Source organism: Kineosporiaceae bacterium SCSIO 59966 (assembly GCA_020881835.1).
GTDB lineage: Bacteria > Actinomycetota > Actinomycetes > Actinomycetales > SCSIO-59966 > SCSIO-59966.
In genome coordinates this window covers 1,527,950-1,550,047 of sequence record CP052876.1, presented here as the reverse complement: position 1 = coordinate 1,550,047, position 22,098 = coordinate 1,527,950, and the positions used below count along the sequence as shown (strand labels likewise).

Genomic DNA, 22,098 nt, shown 5'->3' with positions numbered 1-22,098 from the left:
ATTGCATGATCACCGAGGGGTTAGAAGGGGGGCCAGGGGATGAGCGGTCGGCCGGCGCCGGGCCGTGGCAGGGTCCCCGCGTGGAGCAGGTCCGCGGTGCGGCGAGTCAGGGCCACGAGCTCGTCCCGGTCGAGCAGCGCCGCGAGGCGCCCGGCGAGGGCGCCGTCCGCGAGCGCGGTCCGAAGGCGTTCCAGCCGCGCCCGGGCGTCGTCCGGCAGCGGGCGTCCCGCCCAGCCCCACAGCACGGTGCGCAGCTTGTCCTCGACATGGAAGGTGAGGCCGTGGTCGACGCCGCGCACCCGGCCGGCGTCGTCGACGAGGACGTGCCCCGCCTTGCGGTCGGCGTTGTTGACGACGGCGTCGAAGACGGCGACCACGGCGAGCCGGGGGTCGTCCGCGTGCACGAGGACGACGGGGTCGCCGTCCGCGTCGTAGGCCTGCAGCACCGGGATCCAGCCGGCCCGGACGTCGGCGGGGGCCACGACGTCGACGAGTCCGGCGCCGGGCGCACGGTCGGCGGGGTGGTCCACCCACAGCTGGACGCTGCCCGGCCCGAGAGGTCCGTCGCGCAGGACCGTCGGGGGGACCACGTCGAACCCGGCCGCAGCGGAGACCTCGTAGGCGGCGACCTCCCGGGCGGCGAGCGTCCCGTCGGGGAAGTCCCACAGCGGCCGCTCCCCGGCCACGGGCTTGTAGACGCAGGCCGCCGACCGCTCGCCACGGCGGACGGTCGCCAGGAGCGTGGCGTTGGAGGCCTCGACGATGCGGCCGGCCACCTCGAGCGTGCCGTCGGCCAGCAGCTCGAGGTCCGCCGCGTCGTCCGCTCGGGTCAGCGCCGGTACCCGTTGGCCCGGGGGCAGACGTGCCCGTCGGGGTCGAGGGGGTTGCCGCAGAACGGGCAGGGCGGGCGCCCGGCAGCGACGAGAGCCAGGGCCCGGCGGGCGAAGGCCCGGGCCGCAGCGCCGGTGAGGGTGACGCGCAGCAGGCTCGGGCCGTCGTCCCCCGCCGTGGAGGCCTGCGGGTCCTCCAGGCCGGTGAGCTCCTCGAGCTCGACCACCTCGGGGTCGTCGCCGACCTCGAAGCACTCGATGACGACGAGGTCACGGTCGGCGTCCCAGGCCAGGCTCATCGTGCCGACCCGGAAGGCCTCCTCCACCGGCATCTCGAGCGGCTCGAGGTCCTCGGCCTGGGTGGGGGCCAGGGCCGGGACGGGGGCGCTGCCGCCGCTGCGCCGGAGCACCTCGTCGAGGAGCTCGTCCACGCGCTCGGCCAGGGCGGCTACCTGCTGCTTCTCCAGGGCGACGGTCGTGGTGGCCGCCCCGTCGCTGGCCTGGAGGTAGAACGCGCGCTGACCAGGCTGGCCGACGGTGCCGGCGACGAACCGCTGAGGCCGGTCGTACTCGAAGAGCTGGCGCGCCATACGTCGACCCTACCGACGGACGGTCGCCCCCGCGCCGCCACCGACAGCGGCCTCCGACTCGCGGCGGCTGCGGCGCCGGCGACGGCGGGGCGGGACGAGGCTGCCCAGGTCACCGGTGTCGTTGAGCCGCAGCACGAACGGCCGCAGCGGGGTGTAGCGCACGGCGGAGACCGAGCACGGGTCGACGGCGACCCGCTGGAAGGCGTCGAGATGGGCTCCGAGGGCGTCGGCGAGGACCGCCTTGATCACGTCCCCGTGCGAGACCGCCACCCAGACCGCGTCCGGGCCGTACTCGGCCTCGACCCTTGCGTCCGCCTCCCGGACGGCGTCGACGGCCCGGTGCTGCATCGCTCGCATCGACTCCCCGCCGGGGAACACGGCGGCGCTGGGGTGGGCCTGGACGACGGGCCACATGGGGTCCTTCGCCAGCTCCCGCAGTGAGCGCCCGGTCCACTCGCCGTAGTCGCACTCGGCGAGCCGCTCGTCGACCCGCAGGTCGGGGCGTGGCACCGCCCGGGTGCCGCCGGTGGCCACGATGCTCTCCGCGGTGCGCACGCACCGCTCCAGCGGGCTGCTCAGCACCTCTCGCAGCGGCAGGGTCGCCATCCGGTCGGCCAACGCCCGAGCCTGGTCCCGGCCGGTGTCGTCGAGGCCGATCCCGGGTGTGCGGCCGGCGAGGGTCCCGTCGGCGTTCGCGGTGGTCCGGCCGTGACGGACGAGCAGGACGGTAGGCACCGGTCCAGGCTACGGGCTGGTCACAGCGGGGAGAGCACCCCGGCGGCGAGCAGGCCGTACACCCCGAGGCCGAGCAGCACCCGGTAGACGACGAACGGCTGGAAGCTGCGGGTGGAGATGAACCGCATGAACCACGCGATGACGGCGTACCCCACGACGAAGGCCACCACGGTGGCGATGACCGTGGGCACGACCGGCTGGCTCTGCTCCCCCGCCGTGGCGAGCTGGTAGAAGCCCGAACCCATGACCGCCGGGATCGCCAGCAGGAAGGAGTAGCGCGCCGCGGCCTCACGGGTGTACCCCATGAGCAGGCCGGCGGTGATGGTGCCGCCGGAGCGGGACACCCCCGGGATGAGCGCCATCGCCTGGGCGAACCCGAAGATGATCCCGTGCCGCCAGGTCAGCTGGTCCAGGGTGCGTCGGGATCGGGCGGTGCGGTCCGCCCAGCCGAGCACGAGGGCGAAGGCCCACAGCGTCGTCGCGACGATCCACAGGTTCCGGAACGTCCCCTCGATCATGTCCTCGAGGACGAGCCCGAGGACGACGATCGGCACCGAGCCGATGATGACGAGCCAGCCCATCCGGGCGTCCGGGTCGTCCCGGGGGACCCGGCCGGCCAGTGCCAGGGACCACTGCCGGACGATCCGGACGATGTCCCGCCAGAAGTAGATGACCACCGCCGTCTCGGTGCCCAGCTGGCTGATGGCGGTGAAGGCAGCACCGGGGTCCCCGGTCCCCATGAGGTCGCCGACGATCCGCAGGTGGGCGCTGGAGGAGATCGGCAGGAACTCGGTGAGGCCCTGGACGACGCCCAGGACGAGCGCCTCGAACCAGCCGAGGGGGTCGGGCGCACCGGTCACCGGGTACCTGCCGGGCCTGCCGGGGTCCTCGGTCCGTCGCGCATGGCGGCGCAGCCTAGCCACGCTAGCCTGCCCGCCATGGAGCAGCGTCACCTCGGTCGCTCCGGGCTGCGCGTCTCCCGGGTCGGTCTGGGCACCCTCACCTGGGGCCGGGACACCGACGAGCACGAGGCAGCCGACCAGCTCCAGGCGTTCGTGGACGCCGGCGGGACCCTCGTCGACACGGCCGCCGGCTACGGTGACGGCGCCGCCGAGGAGCTGCTCGGCAGCCTCCTGGGTCACGTCGTCGACCGGGCGGACGTCGTCCTCGCCACCAAGGCCGGACTGTGGCCGGGCAGCAGCCGCGTCGACGCCTCCGCCCGGTCCCTGCTGCGCTCCCTCGAGGAGTCCCTGACCCGGCTGCGGACCGACCACGTCGACCTGTGGCTCGTGCACGCGTGGGACCCGGACGTGCCGCTGGAGGAGACTCTCACGGCGCTGCGGACGGCGGTGACGTCCGGGCGGGCCCGTTACGTCGGGGTGTCGAACTACACCGGCTGGCAGCTGGCCCGGGCCTCGACCCTGTGCGCGGCCCAGGGCGTGCCGGTCGTCGCCGAGCAGGTGGAGTACTCGCTGCTCGAGCGCTCGGCCGAGGTGGAGGTGCTGCCTGCCGCGGACCACGTCGGGGCCGGTGTGCTGGCCTGGGCGCCGCTCGGGCGCGGGGTGCTCACCGGCAAGTACCGGGGCGGGACGCCGGCCGACTCCCGCGCGGCCTCACCGCACCTTGCCGGCTACGTCGAGCCCTACCTGGACGCCGCGTCCCGGCGGGTCGTCGAGGCGGTCGCGACAGCCGCCGACGGCCTCGGGTGCGCGCCGCTGGAGGTGGCGCTGGCGTGGGTGCGGGACGCGCCCGGCATCGCCTCGGCGGTGGTCGGCGCCCGCACCGCTGCGCAGCTGCGGGGCTCCCTGGCAGCCGATGACCTCACCCTGCCGGCGGAGATCCGTCAGGCCCTGGACGACGTCTCCGGCGCCTGATCCTGCCGACCGCCGGGGACGTCGGCACGGGAACCGTCCTCGTCGTCCAGCTCGTCATCGTCGGCCAGCTCGTCATCGTCGTCGGGCTCGTCGTCCAGCTCGTCATCGTCGAGGACGTCGTCCTCCTCGACGTCGTCCTCGTCCTCGTCCAGGTCGTCGTCGTCCTCGTCGTCGTCCTCGTCGTCGTCGTCCTCGTCCAGGTCGTCGAGGTCGTCGTCCTCGTGCTGGTCCTCCACGTCGTCGTAGAGCACGAGCGGGGTGACCTCGGAGTAGGCGTCGAAGAGCGCCTCGTCGTACTCGGTGAACGCCTCCGCGACGACGTGGTAGGCGCGCTCGACGTGCGGATCCATCTCGCCACGACGCTGCTGCGCGGCGGCGAGGTGGGCCTCCAGCGCACCTACCAGACGGTCAAGTGCGGCACGTGGGTCGACGGTCATGCGGACGACGGTAGCGGCAGCAGGCCACAATGGCAGCGATGAGCCACGAGGGACGCACGTCGGCGGTGCCGGGCAGGGTGCCGGAGTACGAGTACCAGGTGCTGCGCCTGCCGCGCGGGACGTCGCGCCAGGAGGCGCGGCAGCTGCTCACCGAGCATGCCGAGTACGGCCGCTGGGAGCTTGCCCGGGTGCGGCTGCACTTCGGCGGCGCCCGGACGGTGTGGCTGAGGCGCCGCATCCTGCGGGTGACACGCCCCGCCGGAGGGACCGCCACGTCGACCGGCCCGCGGCCCTGGTAGGACCGCGCCCGCCCGGCGACCGGCCGGCTACGCCGTCCGCAGCACCCGGTCCAGCACGCGGGTACCGAAGCGCAGGGCGTCCACCGGGACCCGCTCGTCCACGCCGTGGAACATGCCGCTGAAGTCCAGGTCGGCCGGCAGCCGGAGCGGCGCGAACCCGTAGCCGCGGATGCCGAGACGGGCGAAGGACTTGTTGTCGGTGCCACCGGACAGGCAGTACGGCAGCACCCGGGCGCCGGGGTCCTCGGCGAGCACCGCGTCCACCATGACGTCGACGAGGGGACCCTCGAACGGCGTCTCGAGGGCGACGTCGGTGTGCAGGACCTCGACGTCGACGCCGTCGCCGGCGAGCCGGCGCACCGTGTCGAGCAGCTCGCCGTCCCGGCCGGGAAGGTAGCGGCAGTCCAGCAGGGCCGAGGCGGTCCCGGGGATGACGTTGTGCTTGTACCCGGCGTCCAGGACCGTCGGGTTGGCGGTGTTGCGCAGGGTGGCGCCGACCCAGCGGGCCGTCGTCCCGAGGGTGTCGACGAGCTGACGGGTGTCGGTGGGGTCGAGCTCGGTGCCGGTGACCTCGCTGACGCCGTCGAGGAACTGCCGGACGGTCGGGGTGATCTCCAAGGGCCAGTCGTGCCGGCCGATCCGGGCGACCGCCTCGCACAGCCGGGTGACGGCGTTGTCGTCGTTGACCTGCGAACCGTGGCCCGCTCGTCCGTGGGCGAGCAGGCGCAGCCAGGTGATCCCCTTCTCGGCGGTCTGCAGGAGGTAGCAACGCTGGCCGGCGAGGTCCACGGAGAACCCGCCCACCTCGCTGATCGCCTCGGTGACGCCCTCGAACAGCTCCGGCCGGTGGTCGACGAGGTACCTGGCGCCCTTGAGGCCACCTGCCTCCTCGTCGGCGAGGAAGGCGAACACGACGTCCCGGGCAGGGCGTCGGCCCGTGCGGGCCAGCTCCCTCAGGACGGCGAGGATCATCGCGTCCATGCCCTTCATGTCGACGGCGCCGCGACCCCACAGCGCACCGTCGCGCTCCTCCCCGGCGAAGGGGTGGATTTGCCAGTCCGGGGCGTGGGCCGGGACGACGTCCAGGTGGCCGTGCAGGAGCAGGGCCTCCCGGCCGGGATCGGTCCCCTCGACCCGGACGACGACGCTCGCCCGCCCCGGTTCGCTCTCGATGAGCTCAGGCTCGAGTCCGACCTCGGTGAGCAGCCCCATGACGTGCTCGGCGGCGGCCCGCTCCCCCGGACCCGACCCGTCGCCGTAGTTCGACGTGTCGATCCGCAGCAGGTCGCGGCAGATGTCGACGACCTCGTCCTCGGCGGCGGGAGCGGCGGCGGCAACGGCGTCACGGCGGGTCATGGTGCGACCGTAGCGGCCCGCTCGCCTCGTGCATCCGCTGCGCGGGAGCGTGTTACGGTTGTCCCCGCTCACGGCCGGACCGGTCGGTGAGCCACCACGTCCGGGTGGCGGAATAGGCAGACGCGCTAGCTTGAGGTGCTAGTCCCCGTATAGGGGGTGGGGGTTCAAGTCCCCCCTCGGACACGTCGACGTGGGACCTTCCCGCCTCCAGGCCCGGCCCAGCGTGCGCGGACCGTCAGCCGGCGTGGACCCGATCGGAGATCGCACGCTCGAGAGCGTTGAAGTTGACGGCGTTCACGTCCCGGTCATCGCCCAGCAGGACCGGGAACACCTCGGTGATGTGCCCGGGCACTCCTTTGGCGGCGCCGCCGGCCATCACCACGACCCGGTCAGCCAGGTACACCGCCTCCTCGATGGAGTGGGTCACGAAGACGACCGTCGTCCCCGCCTCGCGGTAGAGGCGGCGCAGCTCGTGCTGCATCTGCGCCCTGGTGAGAGCGTCGAGGGCACCGAACGGCTCGTCCATCAGCAACACAGCGGGATCGTTCGCGAGCACGCGCGCGATAGCCACGCGCTGCTGCATCCCGCCCGAGAGCTCTCCGGGGAAACGGTCGGCGAAGCGGGTCAGACCGACGACCTCGATGAAGGCGTCGGCGACGTCCCGCGCACGGCGGCGTGGCGTCCCCCGCTGCCGCAGCCCGAACCGGACGTTCTCCGCCACGGTGAGCCACGGGAAGAGCCCGTAGTCCTGAAACACCACTCCCCGGTCCGGACCGGGGCGCGTGACTGGGCGGCCGCCGACCTCGACCCTCCCCCGGGTGGGCGCCTCGAAGCCGGCGAGGACCCGCAGCAGGGTGCTCTTCCCGCAACCGCTGGCGCCGACGACGGCGACGAACTCCCCCGGCGCGATGTCGAGGGAGATCCCTGCGACAGCGTCGATCGCCGGCTCCTTGCCGTAGCGCTTGCCGAGGTCGTCGACGAGCACCCGCCCCGCCTGGGTGTGCCGGGTCAGACGGGACAGGCCTGACATGCTCATGTGGACCTCACCAGGGGACGTCGGCGGAAGATCCCGCGCAGGCCGTGCAGCAGGATGCGGTCGGACAGGAAACCGGCGAAGCCGATGACGATCATCCCGACGATGACGCGGTCGGTACGGACCTGTTCGCGGGCCAGGGTGATCATGCTGCCTAGGCCCCACTCGATGCCGTTGCTCTCGCCGAGCACGAGGATGACCCAGGCGAGGCCCAACCCGATTCGCAACCCGCTGACGATGCCGGGGGTCGACGCTGGAACGATCACTTTGAGCAGCACGTTGGCGCCCGAGGTCCCCAGCATCTGCGCCGCCTCGACCAGTCTGGGCGGCACCTCCCGCACGGCGGACAGGGTGTTGAGCAGGATCGGGAAGAAGGCCGAGAGCGTGATAAGGAAGATCGTCGCCTGGGTGCCGAACCCGATGATCAGCAGGACGAGCGGCACCCATGCAGTCGCCGGGATGGGGCGAAACAGGTTCACCGCAGGGTCGAACGCCGCGTGCACAAGACGGAAGCGCCCCATCAGCACGCCGAGCGGGATCGCCAGCGCCGCGGCCAGGCCGAAGCCGGCGAGGACCCGGCCGGTGCTGGCCCACAGGTGCTGCCACAGGGTGCCGCTGAAGGCATCGTCGAAGACCCCTCCGAACGCGAAGTCCCACAGCAGGCGGGCGACCTGGGCCGGCTCCGGCAGGAATGCCATCTTGATGTCGAAGACGAGGACCCACTGCCCGCGGACGCCGAGGTGCCACAGGACGACGATGGCGACGAGAGCACCGAGCCCGAGTGCCGCCCGGCCCGCTGCGGCCAACCGCCCGGTCGTCGAAGAGGTCACGACCCTGCAGGCTCGTCGCGTGACGCGAAGGACGAGTCGACGATGTCCTCGAGCGCCGGAGTCTCCTGGATCATTCCGAGGCGGGCCATCTGGACGGCGAGGTTTCCGATCTGCTCCTCGTAGGTCGGCGAGAGGTCCGCGCGGAGCCAGAAGTTGTCCAGCGCGCTCTCGAGAACCTCCTGGTCGCCGCCGTACTCCTCGATCATCTCCGGGAGCCACTCGTCCTGGTTCTCTGCCATGTAGGCGGTGGTCGCGGCATGGGTGTCCACCACGGCCTGTACGAGCTCCGGGTTCTCCTCGATCAGCGCCTTTGTGGTGAGCAGCGCAATGTTGAGCCGGCCGATCTCGGTCGAGTAGGGGTCGGCGATGGCCTGGCCGCCGGCACTGAGCGCGAGGGACACGCCGATCTCGGGTGCGGCGAAGGCATCGATCTGGCCGGTGTTGAAGGCGTTGAAGAACTCGGGGGCGCTGAGGGATACCAGTTCCAGGTCCTCGACGTTCACGCCCTCGCGCTCGAGGATGAGCCGCAGCGCGACCAGCTGGGAGCTGGACTCGAGGTAGCCCACCCGCTTGCCGACCAGGTCGCGCACGGACCGGATCTCCGGGGTACCGACGATGCCGCTCCCGCCGTCCGCAGCCGCGGCGACGATACGCACGTCGCGGCCGGCCGCGGCACCGGCGATCGTCGCCGTGATGCTGCCGACAGCGAAGTCCACGGACCCGCTGGCGAGCGCGTCGTTGAGTGCGGGCGCGGTCTCGAGCGCGACGACCTCGAACTCGACATCGCCCTCGGCGTGCTCAGCGTAGAGGTACGGCGCATAGAAGTGCGGTTGACCTCGCAGGGTCCCGACCTGGACGACCTCAGCTTCCCCGCTCTCAGTCGTGCTGGCCCCCGTCGAGGTGCAGCCGGCCATCGCCGTCACCAGGGCGAGTGACGCAAGGACGCCGACGGGTCGACGCAGGAAGGAGCGCAGGAGGGACACGCGCGGAATGGACAGCGGAACGGACAGAGGCGGCGGCGCAGTGGGCATGCGCCGATGCTCGTGGGCATGTGTTGCGGCGTCGTAGCGCCGACATTTCCCCCTGGCGTCACCTGCTCGGCCAGGAGGCCCCCTGTCGTTTGCCGACGGGGCGACGGGCCCCACCGGGAGCGACGTGTGCCGACGTCCCGGTGCCCCCCGGTGCGGAACACGATTGAAACGTCCGTTCCGTATCTTCCCGCCGGTGCTCACACCAGTGCTCCAGCCGGGGAGCGGCCCGATCCACGCCGGTACGTACCTTCCTGCCAGCCCGGACGCCGTGCTCTGGGGCCGGCTGCCGTGCGCGGCGGACCCCCCGGTCATCACCGTTGCCGCCGGCGCCGAGATCACCGTCGACACCGTGAGCCACGAGGGGATCCTGGAGGACCAGGGTCGCGACCCGTTGGCCTACTTCGGCCGGCACGGGGTCGCCGAGGTGCTTCAGGACGCCGTCGCCCTGGCGAAGAGCGACGACCCGCACCGGTTCGGGATCGACGGGCCGCACGTCGTCAGCCGGCCGATCGCCGTCGAAGGGGCCCGGGTCGGCGACCTGCTGGCCGTCACCCTGCTGGACGCCACGCCGCGGGTGCCCTACGGCATCATCTCCAACCGGCACGGCCGCGGTGCCCTGCCCGGCGAGTACCCCGGCGGCGACATGCCCGTCTTCAGCGCCTTCGCCGGCGTGGACGACGACGGAACGCACGCCTCGGTACCGTTGACCCCGGACAGTGAGCGCACGGCGCGGTTCCCGCTGCGCCCGTTCCTCGGGATCATGGGCCTCGCGGTGCCCGGAGCTGAGCGGCCGCACTCGGTACCGCCTGGCCGGCACGGCGGCAACCTCGACATCGCCCTGCTGACAGCCGGTAGCACGCTGTACCTGCCGGTCCAGGTCGACGGTGCCCTGGTCTACGTCGGGGACCCGCACTTCGCCCAAGGCGACGGGGAGGTGTGCCTGACAGCCCTGGAAGGCAGCCTGCGCGCGACGCTGCGGCTTGACGTCCTCGCTCGGGAGGATGCGGTGCGGCGCTTCGGGGACCTGGCCGGCCCGCTCGCCGAGACCAGCGACTTCCTCGTGCCCACCGGGCTCGACGAGGACCTCGACACCGCGGTCCAGAACTGCGTGCGCGCCGCGATCGCGCTCCTGCAGGCACGGTTCGGGATGGACCCGCGGCTCGCCTACGCGTACCTCTCTGCAGCGACCGACTTTCGGATCAGCCAGGTGGTCGACGTCGTCAAGGGGGTCCACGCCACGATCCGAAAGGCCGACTTCGCGTGACCGGCGACAACATCCCGCCCGGGCTTCTCGAGGCGGTCGCCGCCTACGACGCCGCGGCCGCGGCCGACGACGTCGTCTTGCGGGCGCGCCACGGCCGGGCAGTCCGGCGCACGCTCGCAGAGACGCACGTGCAGGTCATCGACGCCGACTCAGCCCTCGTCGTGGCGGTGACCGAGCTGGCCGGCGGTGGACGTGACCTGCAGACCCAGCTGTGGCGCAGGCATTCCGAGGTGCCGGAGCACGGAGGCTGGCGGGTCACCGCCGCGCACGTCTCCGCGGAGCCGTCCCCCCTGGACACCAGGATCTGGCGCGTCGTCGGCGACCCACTCGTCCGCCCGACGGGCGCGGGGCCGCTGACCCGTCAGACCGTCGCGGTCAAGGACCTGTACGCGGTGGCCGGCCAGCCCGTCGGTGCAGGCAACCCGAAGTGGCTGGCGGAGGCCCGCGCGGAACCCCGCCACGCGGCCACGGTCGCCGCGCTGCTGGCAGCCGGTGCGGCCGTCCGCGGGATCGCCCGCACCGACGAGCTTGCCTACTCCCTGGCCGGCACGAACCCCCACTACGGTGCTCCGCCGAACCCCCAGGCCCCGTACCGCATCCCCGGGGGCTCCTCAAGCGGCAGCGCCAGTGCGGTCGCCCTCGGTCACGCCACCATCGGGTTGGGTACCGACACCGGCGGATCGATCCGCGTGCCGGCCGCCTACCAGGGACTCTTCGGCATCCGGACGACTCACGGCGCCGTGGACCGGGGCGGCCTGCTCCCGCTGGCCCCGGCGTTCGACGCCGTGGGCTGGCTGACCCGGTCCCCGGAGCTCCTGCGTACGGTCGGCGACGTGCTGCTGCCACCGGGATCCCCCGGCGGTGGTACCGAGCTGGTTGTCGTCGACCGGCTGGTCGCGAGCGCACACTCCGACGTCGCCGCGGCCGTCCGCGCCTGGACGGCCGCGGCCGGCGCCAGAACCCTCGACGTACCCCTCGACTCGCTCGACGAGTGGCGCACCGCGTTCCAGACCTGGCAGGCGTTCCAGGCCTGGCGCACCCACGGCCCGTGGCTGTCCGAGAACCTCGACGCACTCGGCGAGGACGTGCGGTCGCGTTTCGCGGCCGCCTCTCGCGTCGACGACGCCGCAGCCGAGCGGGCGCGCGCGGTGGTGGACGCTGCCCGAACCCAGCTGCGGGAGCTCGTCGCCGACCGTGTGCTGGCCCTGCCGAGCGCGCCGTCGGTGGCGCCGTCGCTCTCCGTCGGCGCCACCCTCCAGGACCGCAACGCCACGATGCGGCTGACCTGCCTGGCGGCGGTCGCCGGACTGCCCGCCGTCAGCATCCCCGTCCGCACCGCTGACGGGCTCCCGGCCGGCGTCTGCCTGGTGGCCGGAGCCGGGCGCGACCGCGAACTCCTCGACCTCGTGGTCGAGTACGTCGAGTACACAGAACGCTGAAACAACTGCAACGCGCTTGAAACGATCGTTTCCTACGGTGGCCAGGTGCGCATCGCCGAGTTCGACGCCCTCGCGCCCGGAGAGGCTGCCTCCCTGCTGCTGCGCTGCGCCGACATCCCGTCTTTCGCGGTCGCTGTCGCAGCGAGGCGTCCCTACGGCACGGTGGACAACCTCCTCGCCGCCGTTCGGGAGCAGACCACCTGCTGGACGGGGGCCGAGGTCGACGCGGCCCTCGCCGACCACCCTCGCATCGGCGAGCGACCAGCCGGCAGCGGGCCGACCGCAGCGATCGCCAGTCGGGAGCAGGCCGGCGTGGACCCGGCAGACGAGCCGCTGCGGCAGCGGCTGGCCGAGGGCAACCGGCGGTACGAGGAGCGATTCGGTCGGATCTACCTCGTCCGCGCCGCAGGGCGCACCGGACCGGAGCTGCTGGACCTGCTCGAACAGCGCCTGGCCCACGACCCCGCGACAGAGCTCTCGGTGACCCGGTCGCAGCTGGCGGAGATCGCCCTGCTCCGCTTGGAGGGGCTGGTGCACCCGTGAGCTCCTTCAGCACGCACGTCCTCGACGCCGCGCTCGGCCGCCCGGCCGCCGGGATGGAGGTGCTCCTCAGCCTGGCCGACGGCAGGACCCGGCCGGGCCGCACGGACGACGACGGGCGCGCCCGGGTGGGCGCCGACCTGCCGGCGGGCGTGCACACCGTGCGGTTCGAGACCGGCACCTGGTTCGCCGGCCAGGGACGCACCACCTTCTACCCCGCCGTGACGGTGACCTTCGCGATGACCGACGGCGAGCACCACCACGTCGCGCTGCTCCTCAGCCCGTTCTCCTACACGACCTACCGGGGGTCCTGATGAGCAGCTCGTACGTGCTCGGCCCGCACCAGTACGGCAAGGCGGAGGTCCGCCTGGTGCGCCTCGAGCGGGGAGCGCCGGAGCACGACATCGCCGACCTCACCGTCACCACTCAGCTGCGTGGCGACTTCGACGCCGCGTACACCGACGGCGACAACGCGCACGTGCACGCCACCGACACGCAGAAGAACACCGTCTACGCGCTCGCCAAGGAGCACGGCGTGACCTCGCCCGAGGCGTTCCTGCTCGTGCTGGCCGCTCACTGGCGCGCCCAGCCGTGGGTGGCTGGTACGCAGATGGCCGCCGGGCAGCACACATGGGACCGCGTCGGTGCCGGCACTCCGGGGGCAGGGCACTCCTTCGCCCGCAACGGCGGCGAGGTACGGACCGCGATGGTGCAGACCGACGGCGACGAGACGTTCGTGCTCGGTGGGCTCACCGGCCTGACCCTCCTCAAGAGCACCGGCAGCGAGTTCTCCGGCTTCCCGCGCGACCGGTTCACCACGCTGCCCGAGACGAGCGACCGGATCCTCGCCACCAGCGTCACCGCCTGGTGGCGGTACGTGGAGAACCCACCGGACTGGGACGCTGCTCACACCGCCGTCCGCGGCGCACTGGTCGGGGCCTTCGCCGCCACCCACAGCCTGGCGCTGCAGCAGACCGTCCACGCCATGGGGGCCGCCGCGATGGACGCCGTCCCGGAGGTCGCGGAGATCCGGATCAGCTGCCCGAACAAGCACCATGTCGAGGTCGACCTCGCCCCCTTCGGACTGACCAACGGCGGTGAGGTGTTCGTCGCGGCCGACCGGCCCTACGGACTGATCCAGGCCACTCTCCAGCGCGCCGGCGTCCCTGCGGAGCCGCGGGCCTGGACCGCCGTTCCGGCGTTCGCGTGAGCGCCGCCCTGGCGGCCACCTCGACGCTGCGCGCGCGGCGCGTGCTGGTCGGCGACACGGTCCGGCCGGCCACGGTGCGCATCGCCGGTGGTCGGATCGCCGCGATCGACCCCTTTGACGCCAACCTTGTCCCCGACGTCCCGGACACCGCCTACCTCCTGCCCGGCGCAGTGGACACCCACGTCCACGTCAACGAGCCGGGCCGGACCCACTGGGAGGGGTTCGCCACCGCCACGCTGGCTGCCGCTCTCGGCGGCGTCACGACCCTGGTCGACATGCCACTGAACTCCGTCCCGCCGACGACCACGGTGGAGCACCTCCGGCTGAAGCAGGAGGCAGCGCGGGACCGGCTCGCGGTCGACGTGGCGTTCTGGGGTGGCGCGGTGCCGGGCAACGAGCACGACCTCGAACCGCTCTGGGACGCCGGCGTGGTCGGCCTCAAGTGCTTCCTCTCGCCCAGCGGTGTCGACGAGTTCCCACCGTTGGACCCCGCCGGCTTCCGCCGCGTGCTACGCACCGTCGCGGGGTTCGGTGGGCTGGTCGTGGTGCACGCCGAGGACCCCGCCGTCCTGGACGCCGCGCCCGCCCGTGCGAGCCGGGCGTATGCCGACTTCCTGCTCAGCCGGCCGGACGAGGCCGAGACCGCGGCGATCCGGCAGGTGCTCGACGGCGTCCGGGAGACCGGCGCCCGGGTGCACGTGCTGCACCTTTCCAGCGCCCGGGCGCTCCCCCTGCTCCGTGGCGCCCGCGACGAGGGCCTGGCCGTCACCGTCGAGACCTGCCCGCACTACCTCGTGCTCAGCGCCGAGCAGATCCCGGACGCCGCGGCGGAGTTCAAGTGCTGTCCGCCGATCCGCGACGCCGGCAACCGCAACGAGCTGTGGGCAGCGCTGGTCGAGGGCGTCATCGACTGCGTCGTCAGCGACCACTCCCCCACGACGGTCGAGGAGAAGAGCCGGGGCGGCGGCGACCTCCAGCAGGCCTGGGGCGGCGTCTCGGGGCTGCAGGTCGGGTTCACCGCCGTCGCCGCCGAGGCTGCTCGACGCGGAATCGACGTGACCACGGTCAGCCGGTGGATGTCCCGGAACACCGCCGACCTCGCCGGCCTTCGCTCCAAGGGCCGGATCGAGGTGGGCTCCGATGCCGACCTCGTGGTCTACGACACCGCGCAGGAGACAGTCGTCGCCGCCGACCGGCTGGCGCACCGAAACCCCATCTCGGCCTACGACGGGCTCACCTTTGCCGGCAGGGTCACGCGCACCCTCGTGCGCGGTTCCGTGATCGACCCCGTTGTGCCCGACCACGGGTGGGGCCAGCAGCTGAGGAGGAGCGCCTGATGGTCGCCACCGGTGGTCTGGACGTCCCCCCACGGCTGCTCATGGGTCCCGGACCGGTCACCGTCGACCCCAGGGTCCTGCGCGCGATGTCGGCCCAGCTGGTCGGACAGTTCGATCCGTTCATGACCGCGACCATGGACGAGGCGATGGCGCTCTACCGCCAGGTGTTCCGTACCGACAACGAGCAGACATTCCTCGTCGACGGCACGTCCCGCGCCGGCGTCGAGGCAGCACTCGTCTCGCTGCTGGAACCGGGGGACCGAGTGCTCGTGCCGGTCTTCGGGCGGTTCGGCGCACTGCTGCGGGAGATCGCCGAGCGCTGCGGTGCGGCGGTACACACCGTCGAGGTGCCCTGGGGCGAGGTGGTGCCGCCAGAGTCGGTGGAGGAGGCGGTGCTGAGGGTCCGTCCGAAGCTCGTCGCCGTCGTCCACGGCGACACCTCCACCACGATGTGCCAGCCGCTCGCCGACATCGGGGAGATCTGCCGCCGGCACGGCGTCCTGCTCTACTGCGACGCCACCGCCTCGCTCGGCGGCAACGCCTTCGAGACCGACGCCTGGGGCGTGGACGTCGCCAGCGCCGGTCTGCAGAAGTGCCTCGGCGGCCCGCCGGGCAGTGCGCCGATCACCCTGTCCACCGCCGCAGCGGGGCTGATCGAGGCCCGCACGCACGTGGAGGCCGGCATCCGCGACCACGGTGACACCGACCACGGCACCCGCATCGCCAGCAACTACCTCGACCTTGCCCAGGTCATGGCGTACTGGGGCCCGCGCCGGCTCAACCACCACACCGAGGCCAGCTCGATGCTCTACGCCGCGCGGGAGTGCGCCCGGCTGCTGGTCGAGGAGGGTCTCGACGCCACGATCGCCCGCCACGAGCTCCACGGGCGAGCGATGCTCATCGGCATCCTCGGACTTGGCCTGGAGCCGTTCGGCGACCCGGCCCACAAGATGAGCAACGTCGTCGCCGTCCGTGTCCCCGACGGTGTCGCTGCGGACACCGTCCGCACAGCGCTGCTGGAGGACTTCGGCATCGAGATCGGCACCTCGTTCGGCCCCCTGCACGGGCGGGTCTGGCGGATCGGGACCATGGGCTACAACGCCCGGCGGGACGCCGTCCTCACCACGCTGGCCGCGCTCGAGCAGGTACTGCGCGGCTGCGGCGTGCCCGTGCCAGCCGGTGGTGGCGTCGGCGCCGCCCTCGAGGTGTACGAGGCATGACCACTGCCGCCACCGTCCTGGCTCGCTGTGCAGAGCTGGACCGGATCTCCGCCCGGCCCCACCGCCTCGAGCGCTTCCACCTCACCCCGCAGCACGCAGCCGCCAACCGGCTCACCGCGTCGTGGATGGCAGCGGCGGGGCTGACCCCGTGGCAGGACCCGGCGGGCAACCAGTGGGGCCGCCGCGAAGGACGGGCACCGGGGCTGCCAGCCCTGGTGCTCGGGTCACACCTCGACACCGTGCCCGACGCCGGCAGCTACGACGGGATGCTGGGTGTCGTCATGGCGGTGGCCGTGGCCGAACGGCTCCGCGGCGCCGACCTCCCGGTTGCCCTGGAGGTCGTGGGGTTCGGGGACGAGGAGGGCACTCGTTTCGGCACCGCACTGCTCGGCAGCCGCGCCGTGGCCGGTACCTGGGACCCGGCGTGGTGGGAGCTGCGCGACGCCGAGGGCGTGTCGTTGCGCCGGGCCTTCGTCGACTTCGGGCTCGACCCGTCGCGGGTCGGCGAGGCCACCCGGACGCCCGACGAGCTCGTCGGCTACCTGGAGGCGCACATCGAGCAGGGCACCTGTCTCGAGGCGGCCGACCGGTCGCTCGGCTACGTCACCACGATCGCGGGCGCGCGACGGTTCCGGCTCGTGGTGCTGGGTGAGGCGCGGCACGCCGGCAGCACACCGTACGAGCGTCGCCGCGACGCGCTGGCCGGTGCGGGCGAGGCGGTGCTCGCCGTCGAGCGGCTGGCGCAGGCGTACGGCTGCATCGCCACCGTCGGCCGGCTGGAGGTGCACCCGGGCGCGGTCAACGTCGTCCCGGGTCGGGCCGACCTCACCCTCGACCTGCGCGCCGCGACGGATGCCGAGCGCGACGGCATGTGGGACGTGCTGGGCACCGAGATCGAGAGCATCTGCGCGCGCCGGGGGCTCCGGTTGGAGGTCGCGGAGAACCATCGCGCCCCCGCGGTGGCCTGCGCCCCCTGGCTGCAGCAGGCCGTTGTGGAGGGAATCGGCGCGACCGACGACCACGGTAGGGACCAGCCGATGGCACTGTGGAGTCGGGCCGGGCACGACGCGATGGCGATGGCGGCGATCACGGACGTCGGCATGCTCTTCCTCCGCTGCGCAGACGGGATCAGCCACGCCCCCGACGAGGACGTCCGTGAGATCGACGTCGCACGGGGGTTGGACGCGCTCGAGGCGGCGGTGCTCCGGGTGGCTGCCACGGTCGAGGAGCGGACGTGAACGGCCTCCGGATCGACGAGCGGATCGCCCGCTGCCACCCGACGCTGACCTCCCAGGAGCGGCGGGCCGCCGAGACCCTTCTCGAGCACCTGGACGACCTGGGCACCTACCGGGCCGCCGAGCTGGCCGCCCTGGCCGGGGTCTCCAAGGCGACGATGAGCCGGCTGTTCCGCTCGCTCGGCTTCGCGGACTTCGACGAGGTCCGCGACCACCTCCGGTCGCTGCGCACCGCCGGCGAGCCGCGACGGGTGAGTGGGCCCCCAGACCTGGCCACACACGTCTCCGACGAGGCCACCGCCGTCGCCACCGCGGTGCTGGAGCCGGCCGTGGCCGAGGCCGTGGCGGTGCTCGCCGACGCCCGTCAGGTACTGGTCGTCGGCTGGCGCAACAGTCACCCGGTGGCCCTGCACCTGCGCGAGCAGCTGGTGCAGGCCCGGCCCCGGGTTCACCTGGCGCCCGTGCCGGGTCAGGTGCTCGGCGAGGAGCTCGCCGACCTGGGCCGCGGGGACGCCGTGCTGGCCGTTGGCTTCCGCCGCCGGCCCGCCGGGTTCGCCAGTTTTCTCGCCGCCGCCGCGGCAACTGGCGCCGACGTGGTCCTCCTGGCCGACCCCACCGCCGCTGGCCACTCAGGCGTCGCGCAGGTGTGGCTGCCCTGTCCGGTGCAGGGGAGGCTCGCCTACGACTCGTACGCCGCCGCGATGAGCGTGGTGGCCGTGCTCGCCGACGGCGTTCTGGCCCGTGCGGGCCGCGCCGGTCGCGACCGGATCTCGGCGATCAGCGACATCTACTCCCACCTCGGCGAGGTGGAGTGATGGACCTGGCCCGCGTCGAGACCTACCGCGACGCGCACGACCGGGGGGACCTGCGCCTGCGTCCCGGAGAGCGGCTGCTCGCCGGCGGGACGTGGCTGTTCTCCGAGCCGCAACCTGAGGTCACCGGCCTGGTCGACCTCACGACGATGCGCTGGGAGCCCTGGGAGGCGTTACCGGGCGGCGGGCTGCGGCTGGCCGCCACGTGCACGGTGGAGCAGGTTCGCTCGGCACCGTGGCCTTCCTCGGCGCTGGCGGAGCAGTGCGCCGACGCACTGCTGATGCCGTTCACGGTGCAGTCGGCCGCGACCGTAGGCGGCAACCTGTGCCTTGGTCTACCGGCCGGCGCCATGATCGCTTTGACCGCCGCGCTGGCCGGCGAGGTCGTCCTGCTGACGCCCGACGGCGGGGAGCGGCACGCAGCGGTGACGGACTTCGTGCGGGGTGCCGGGGCCGTGGACCTGCGACCGGGTGAGGTCCTCCGCTGCGTGGAGCTGCCCGGGCCCGCTCTGCGTCAGGCCAGCGCCGTGCGCCGGGCCGCGCTCACCACCTACGGCCGTTCCGCTGCACTGGTCATCGGACGACGCAGCGCCGAGTCCGTCGTGCTCACCGTGACCGCTTCGGTGCCGCGGCCAGTCGTGCTCGCGGTCGCGACCACAGCGACCGGGACGGCGGTACGTCGTGCGGTGGCCGACGCCTGCGGCTCGGTGGGGTGGTTCGCCGATCTGCACGGCGCCACGGACTGGCGGGCCGCACAGACCGTGCGTCTGGCGGCCGAGGTGCACGCCGAGCTGGCGGAGGGAGCCGCATGATCCTTGATGGGGAGGAGGTGCCCGGCGCGCCGGCACCTGGGCAGTGCCTGCGCACCTGGATCCGCGCCTGTGGCGGGACAGCGGTGAAGAAGGGCTGCGACTCCGGCGACTGCGGCGCGTGCACCGTCCTGCTGGACGGCGTGCCGGTGCCCTCCTGCATCACGCCGGCTGCCCGCGCCGCCGGCCGGGAGGTGACGACGGCGGCGGGGCTCGGGACGCCCGAGGAGCTCTCGCCGGTACAACGACGATTCGTCGAGGCCGGCGCGTTCCAGTGCGGGTTCTGCACACCGGGCTGGGTGGTGACCGCGACCGCGCTCGCCGACGACGACGGCACCGTGCAGGTGGCCGAGCCGGAACGGGTCTTCAAGGGCAACCTGTGCCGGTGCACCGGCTACCGCTCGATCCGCGACGCGCTCGCGGGCACGGTGAATGTGACGACCAGAGGTGGCGTCGGCTGCTCGGTCGCCCCGCCGGCCGCTCCGCGGGTGGTCAGCGGTCGCGAGGCCTTCACCCTCGACCTGCCGGATGCCGGGGTGCTGCACGTGGCCCTGGTCCGTTCGCCGCACGCGCACGCCCGCGTGGTCTCAGTCGACTGCGCCGCCGCGGAGTCGGTGCCCGGCGTCGTGCTGGTGCTGACGCCGGACGACTCCCCGGACGTCCTGTACTCGACCGCCCGGCACGAGAACCGGCTGGACGACCCGGACGACACCAGGCTGCTGGATGACGTCGTGCGGTTCCGGGGCCAACGTGTCGCGGCTGTCGTGGCCGAGTCGGTCGCTGTCGCCCAGCACGCCGCAGCGCTGGTCGAGGTGGTCTACGCGTCGCTCCCGGCAGTGTTCGATCCCGAGGCGGCGCGCTCCCCGGGCGCGCCGCTGCTGCACGCCGACAAGGATCCGGCGGCTTCCCGGATCGCCGACCCCCTGCGCAACCTCGTGGCCGCTACGCACGGCGAGGTCGGCGACGTCGACGCCGGGCTCAGCGCCGCCGCGCACACCGTGCGAGGCACCTGGACCACCGCCCGGGTGGCCCACGCCGCCCTGGAGGCGCACGGTGCCCGGGCCTGGGTCGACGACGACGGCACGCTCGTCGTCCGCACCAGCACCCAGGTGCCGTTCCTGGTCCGCGACGAGCTGGCCCGGGTCCTCGACCGTGCACCGCACCAGGTGCGGGTGGTCGCGGCCCGGGTGGGGGGCGGCTTCGGCGGCAAGCAGGAGCTCCTGGTCGAGGACGTCGTGGCGCTGGCGGCACTGCGGCTCGCCGAGCGGGGCGACCGGCGTCCGGTGCAGCTGGAGATGACCCGCGAGGAGCAGTTCACCGCGATCCCGCTCCGCCACCCGATGCGGGTGACCGTGGAGCTGGGGGCCGACACGGCGGGCCGGCTCACCGCGATGCGGGTCGAGGTGCTCAGCGACACCGGGGCGTACGGCAACCACGGCCCTGGGGTCATGCTCCACGGTGTGCACGAGTCCGTGGCCGTGTACCGCTGCCCCGCCAAGCGGGTCGACGCCGAGGCCGTGTACACGAACAACCCGCCGAGCGGTGCCTTCCGCGGCTACGGGCTCGGTCAGGTGGTCTTCGGTGTCGAGTCAGCGTTGGACGAGCTGGCTCGCGAGGTCGGCATCACGCCGTTCGAGCTGCGCCGCCGCAACGTCGTGGTGCCCGGCGACCCGCTCGTCGTCAACGGAGCACCCTCACCCGACCTGGAGTTCGGCAGCTACGGCCTCGACCAGTGCCTAGACCTCGCCGAGTCGGCGCTGGCCGGTACCCGTCCGGCCTGCCCTCCGGCCGAGGGTTGGGCCGTCGGTGAGGGCATGGCGCTGGCCATGATCGCCACCATCCCGCCGCGCGGGCACCACTCGCACGCGCAGATCGCCCTCTTCCCCGACGGCACCGCCACCGTCACGGTGGGCACGGCGGAGTTCGGCAACGGGACGGCGACCGTGCACACCCAGCTGGTCGCCGAGACACTCGGGCTCGACCCCGACCGGGTCCGGCTGATCGCCTCTGACACCGCCACCTCCGGCTACGACTCCGGCGCCTTCGGTTCCACCGGGTCGGTTGTCGCGGGGCTGGCCGTGCAACGTGCCGCGGCCGAGGTGCGCCGGCGGCTGGAGGCCCTTGGAGGTTTGGCCGCCCTGCCCGCGACGGAGGGCCCGATCGTGGCCAGCGGTACCTGCGACGGCGACCGGCGGTCGGTGGCCTTCAACGTGCACGCAGTCCGGGTCGCAGTGCACCCAGCCAGCGGCGAGGTACGAGTCCTGGACTCGGTGCAGGCCGTGGACGCGGGGGTGGTGCTCAACCCCGAGCAGCTGCGCGGCCAGGTGGATGGCGGAGTGGCGCAAGCGGTCGGATCCGCGTTGCAGGAGGAGGTCGTCGTCGTGGACGGCGAGGTGCGCACGCGCGGCTTCCGCACGTACCGCACCCCGAGGCTGGGCGACGTGCCCACGACGCGGGTCCTGGTCGCGGACACCGTCGACGCCTTGGGCCCGCACGGCGCCAAGTCGATGAGCGAGGCCCCGTACAACCCGGTCGCACCCGCGATCGCCAACGCCGTGCGTGACGCCGTCGGCATCCGCCCCCACGAGCTGCCGATGAGCAGGGACCGGATCTGGCGCCTGACCCGAGGAGGGAACCCGTGACGACCGTTGCCGACGAGAGGTGGTTGCAGCAGGCGGTCGACCTCGCCACGGCGAACGTGGCCGCCGGCGGCGGGCCGTTCGGGGCGGTCGTCGTCCGTGGCGACGAGGTCCTCGCGACCGGCGTCAACCGGGTGACCCGTGATCTGGACCCGACCGCCCACGCCGAGGTCAGCGCGATCCGTGCGGCCTGCCGGGAGCTCGGCGTCTTCTCGCTGGCCGGCTGCACGATGTACGCCTCGTGCGAGCCGTGCCCGATGTGCGCCACCTCGGCGCTGTGGGCGCGGCTGGACCGGGTCGTTTTCGCCGCCAACCGCCATGACGCGGCCGACTGCGGTTTCGACGACCGGGCCTTCTACGACCTGCTCACCGCCGCACCTCTCTCCTGGCCCACCCTGGTGCAGGAGCTGCGGCTCGGAACCGCGGTGGCGCCGTTCGCCGCCTGGCGGGACAACTCGCGGCGCGTGGACTACTGACCCGGTGGAACGGCCGTTCCAGGCCGGGATCGGAGTTTCTTTAACACCGCGGAAACTCTCCTCCACCTGCGGCGAAACCCGCCTCTCCTAGCGTTCCGGCAC

At 73.1% G+C, this 22,098-nt stretch carries 23 protein-coding genes and 1 tRNA gene; 15 read left to right on the top strand and 9 right to left on the bottom strand.

The features are described from left to right. Positions 1 to 20: 20 nt before the first annotated feature. From HJG43_07360 to HJG43_07345, 4 genes are read right to left on the bottom strand one after another with little or no spacing between them, the layout of a single operon-like run. Positions 21 to 860, bottom strand: coding sequence for an SCO1664 family protein (locus HJG43_07360; protein ID UER55801.1), 840 nt, complete (start codon positions 858 to 860; stop codon positions 21 to 23). Next, on the bottom strand, positions 830 to 1,420 hold the full coding sequence (locus HJG43_07355) for a DUF3090 family protein (GenBank protein UER54384.1): 591 nt from the start codon (positions 1,418 to 1,420) through the stop codon (positions 830 to 832). The genes HJG43_07360 and HJG43_07355 overlap by 31 nt, the downstream gene beginning before the upstream one ends. Before the next feature lie 9 nt (positions 1,421 to 1,429). After that, on the bottom strand, positions 1,430 to 2,155 hold the full coding sequence (locus tag HJG43_07350) for an MSMEG_4193 family putative phosphomutase (GenBank protein ID UER54383.1): 726 nt from the start codon (positions 2,153 to 2,155) through the stop codon (positions 1,430 to 1,432). Positions 2,156 to 2,175: 20 nt separating this feature from the next. Continuing rightward, entirely contained in the window at positions 2,176 to 3,015 is an 840-nt protein-coding gene (locus HJG43_07345) for an undecaprenyl-diphosphate phosphatase (protein UER54382.1), read from the bottom strand. Positions 3,016 to 3,093: 78 nt separating this feature from the next. Between HJG43_07345 and HJG43_07340 the strand changes: the two genes are divergently transcribed. After that, a complete protein-coding gene (locus tag HJG43_07340; protein ID UER54381.1) occupies positions 3,094 to 4,029 on the top strand; it encodes an aldo/keto reductase in 936 nt (311 codons plus the stop codon). Here HJG43_07340 and HJG43_07335 read toward each other — a convergent pair. Beyond that, positions 3,999 to 4,466, bottom strand: coding sequence for a DNA primase (locus tag HJG43_07335; GenBank protein ID UER54380.1), 468 nt, complete (start codon positions 4,464 to 4,466; stop codon positions 3,999 to 4,001). The two genes, HJG43_07340 and HJG43_07335, sit on opposite strands and share 31 nt — an antisense overlap. A 38-nt stretch (positions 4,467 to 4,504) precedes the next feature. Between HJG43_07335 and HJG43_07330 the strand changes: the two genes are divergently transcribed. After that, positions 4,505 to 4,765, top strand: a complete 261-nt coding sequence (locus HJG43_07330) for a hypothetical protein (GenBank protein UER54379.1) — start codon at positions 4,505 to 4,507, stop codon at positions 4,763 to 4,765. Between the two features lie 27 nt (positions 4,766 to 4,792). Here the strand turns inward: HJG43_07330 and HJG43_07325 are convergent, their stop codons facing one another. Next, positions 4,793 to 6,121, bottom strand: coding sequence for a M20/M25/M40 family metallo-hydrolase (locus HJG43_07325; protein UER54378.1), 1,329 nt, complete (start codon positions 6,119 to 6,121; stop codon positions 4,793 to 4,795). A gap of 98 nt (positions 6,122 to 6,219) precedes the next feature. Between HJG43_07325 and HJG43_07320 the strand changes: the two genes are divergently transcribed. Further along, a tRNA-Leu gene (locus HJG43_07320) sits at positions 6,220 to 6,304 on the top strand. Positions 6,305 to 6,356: 52 nt separating this feature from the next. Here the strand turns inward: HJG43_07320 and HJG43_07315 are convergent. From HJG43_07315 to HJG43_07305, 3 genes are all read right to left on the bottom strand, one after another. Continuing rightward, positions 6,357 to 7,157, bottom strand: a complete 801-nt coding sequence (locus HJG43_07315; GenBank protein ID UER54377.1) for an ABC transporter ATP-binding protein — start codon at positions 7,155 to 7,157, stop codon at positions 6,357 to 6,359. Continuing rightward, positions 7,154 to 7,852: an ABC transporter permease gene (locus HJG43_07310; GenBank protein UER55800.1), complete on the bottom strand. Its 699-nt coding sequence runs from the start codon at positions 7,850 to 7,852 to the stop codon at positions 7,154 to 7,156. The genes HJG43_07315 and HJG43_07310 overlap by 4 nt, the downstream gene beginning before the upstream one ends. Before the next feature lie 128 nt (positions 7,853 to 7,980). Then, positions 7,981 to 8,967: an ABC transporter substrate-binding protein gene (locus HJG43_07305; protein ID UER54376.1), complete on the bottom strand. Its 987-nt coding sequence runs from the start codon at positions 8,965 to 8,967 to the stop codon at positions 7,981 to 7,983. Between the two features lie 241 nt (positions 8,968 to 9,208). On the opposite strand from HJG43_07305, the gene HJG43_07300 reads away from it, so the two are divergent. From HJG43_07300 to HJG43_07245, 12 genes are read left to right on the top strand one after another with little or no spacing between them, the layout of a single operon-like run. Further along, on the top strand, positions 9,209 to 10,279 hold the full coding sequence (locus HJG43_07300) for an acetamidase (GenBank protein ID UER54375.1): 1,071 nt from the start codon (positions 9,209 to 9,211) through the stop codon (positions 10,277 to 10,279). After that, a complete protein-coding gene (locus tag HJG43_07295) occupies positions 10,276 to 11,718 on the top strand; it encodes a DUF3225 domain-containing protein (GenBank protein ID UER54374.1) in 1,443 nt (480 codons plus the stop codon). The genes HJG43_07300 and HJG43_07295 overlap by 4 nt, the downstream gene beginning before the upstream one ends. Before the next feature lie 45 nt (positions 11,719 to 11,763). Further along, the gene (gene uraD / locus HJG43_07290; protein UER54373.1) at positions 11,764 to 12,261 is read left to right on the top strand and encodes a 2-oxo-4-hydroxy-4-carboxy-5-ureidoimidazoline decarboxylase; all 498 of its coding nucleotides are present in this window, start codon (positions 11,764 to 11,766) and stop codon (positions 12,259 to 12,261) included. Continuing rightward, positions 12,258 to 12,572, top strand: coding sequence for a hydroxyisourate hydrolase (gene uraH / locus HJG43_07285; GenBank protein UER54372.1), 315 nt, complete (start codon positions 12,258 to 12,260; stop codon positions 12,570 to 12,572). Before uraD ends, uraH begins: the two co-directional genes overlap by 4 nt. Beyond that, positions 12,572 to 13,468, top strand: coding sequence for a urate oxidase (pucL, locus tag HJG43_07280; GenBank protein ID UER54371.1), 897 nt, complete (start codon positions 12,572 to 12,574; stop codon positions 13,466 to 13,468). Before uraH ends, pucL begins: the two co-directional genes overlap by 1 nt. An 8-nt stretch (positions 13,469 to 13,476) precedes the next feature. Further along, positions 13,477 to 14,805: an allantoinase AllB gene (allB, locus tag HJG43_07275; GenBank protein ID UER55799.1), complete on the top strand. Its 1,329-nt coding sequence runs from the start codon at positions 13,477 to 13,479 to the stop codon at positions 14,803 to 14,805. A gap of 41 nt (positions 14,806 to 14,846) precedes the next feature. Further along, positions 14,847 to 16,025, top strand: coding sequence for an alanine--glyoxylate aminotransferase family protein (locus HJG43_07270; protein UER55798.1), 1,179 nt, complete (start codon positions 14,847 to 14,849; stop codon positions 16,023 to 16,025). Further along, on the top strand, positions 16,022 to 17,263 hold the full coding sequence (locus HJG43_07265; GenBank protein ID UER54370.1) for an allantoate amidohydrolase: 1,242 nt from the start codon (positions 16,022 to 16,024) through the stop codon (positions 17,261 to 17,263). The genes HJG43_07270 and HJG43_07265 overlap by 4 nt, the downstream gene beginning before the upstream one ends. Further along, positions 17,260 to 18,075 carry a MurR/RpiR family transcriptional regulator gene (locus HJG43_07260; GenBank protein ID UER54369.1) on the top strand — a complete coding sequence of 272 codons (816 nt, stop codon included), beginning with the start codon at positions 17,260 to 17,262 and terminating at the stop codon, positions 18,073 to 18,075. The genes HJG43_07265 and HJG43_07260 overlap by 4 nt, the downstream gene beginning before the upstream one ends. Beyond that, positions 18,075 to 18,884, top strand: a complete 810-nt coding sequence (locus HJG43_07255) for an FAD-binding molybdopterin dehydrogenase (protein ID UER54368.1) — start codon at positions 18,075 to 18,077, stop codon at positions 18,882 to 18,884. The genes HJG43_07260 and HJG43_07255 overlap by 1 nt, the downstream gene beginning before the upstream one ends. Further along, positions 18,881 to 21,523 carry a molybdopterin-dependent oxidoreductase gene (locus HJG43_07250; GenBank protein ID UER54367.1) on the top strand — a complete coding sequence of 881 codons (2,643 nt, stop codon included), beginning with the start codon at positions 18,881 to 18,883 and terminating at the stop codon, positions 21,521 to 21,523. Before HJG43_07255 ends, HJG43_07250 begins: the two co-directional genes overlap by 4 nt. Further along, a complete protein-coding gene (locus HJG43_07245) occupies positions 21,520 to 21,996 on the top strand; it encodes a nucleoside deaminase (GenBank protein UER54366.1) in 477 nt (158 codons plus the stop codon). The genes HJG43_07250 and HJG43_07245 overlap by 4 nt, the downstream gene beginning before the upstream one ends. Positions 21,997 to 22,098 lie beyond the last annotated feature (102 nt).

Coding starts and splice junctions, on each gene's coding strand:
- HJG43_07355 (UER54384.1), bottom strand. CDS start 1,420: ATGGCGCGCCAGCTCTTCGAGTACGACCGGCCTCAGCGGTTCGTCGCC.
- HJG43_07340 (UER54381.1), top strand. CDS start 3,094: ATGGAGCAGCGTCACCTCGGTCGCTCCGGGCTGCGCGTCTCCCGGGTC.
- HJG43_07335 (UER54380.1), bottom strand. CDS start 4,466: ATGACCGTCGACCCACGTGCCGCACTTGACCGTCTGGTAGGTGCGCTG.
- HJG43_07330 (UER54379.1), top strand. CDS start 4,505: ATGAGCCACGAGGGACGCACGTCGGCGGTGCCGGGCAGGGTGCCGGAG.
- HJG43_07325 (UER54378.1), bottom strand. CDS start 6,121: ATGACCCGCCGTGACGCCGTTGCCGCCGCCGCTCCCGCCGCCGAGGAC.
- HJG43_07315 (UER54377.1), bottom strand. CDS start 7,157: ATGAGCATGTCAGGCCTGTCCCGTCTGACCCGGCACACCCAGGCGGGG.
- HJG43_07310 (UER55800.1), bottom strand. CDS start 7,852: ATGGCATTCCTGCCGGAGCCGGCCCAGGTCGCCCGCCTGCTGTGGGAC.
- pucL (UER54371.1), top strand. CDS start 12,572: ATGAGCAGCTCGTACGTGCTCGGCCCGCACCAGTACGGCAAGGCGGAG.
- HJG43_07270 (UER55798.1), top strand. CDS start 14,847: ATGGGTCCCGGACCGGTCACCGTCGACCCCAGGGTCCTGCGCGCGATG.
- HJG43_07265 (UER54370.1), top strand. CDS start 16,022: ATGACCACTGCCGCCACCGTCCTGGCTCGCTGTGCAGAGCTGGACCGG.
- HJG43_07255 (UER54368.1), top strand. CDS start 18,075: ATGGACCTGGCCCGCGTCGAGACCTACCGCGACGCGCACGACCGGGGG.
- HJG43_07250 (UER54367.1), top strand. CDS start 18,881: ATGATCCTTGATGGGGAGGAGGTGCCCGGCGCGCCGGCACCTGGGCAG.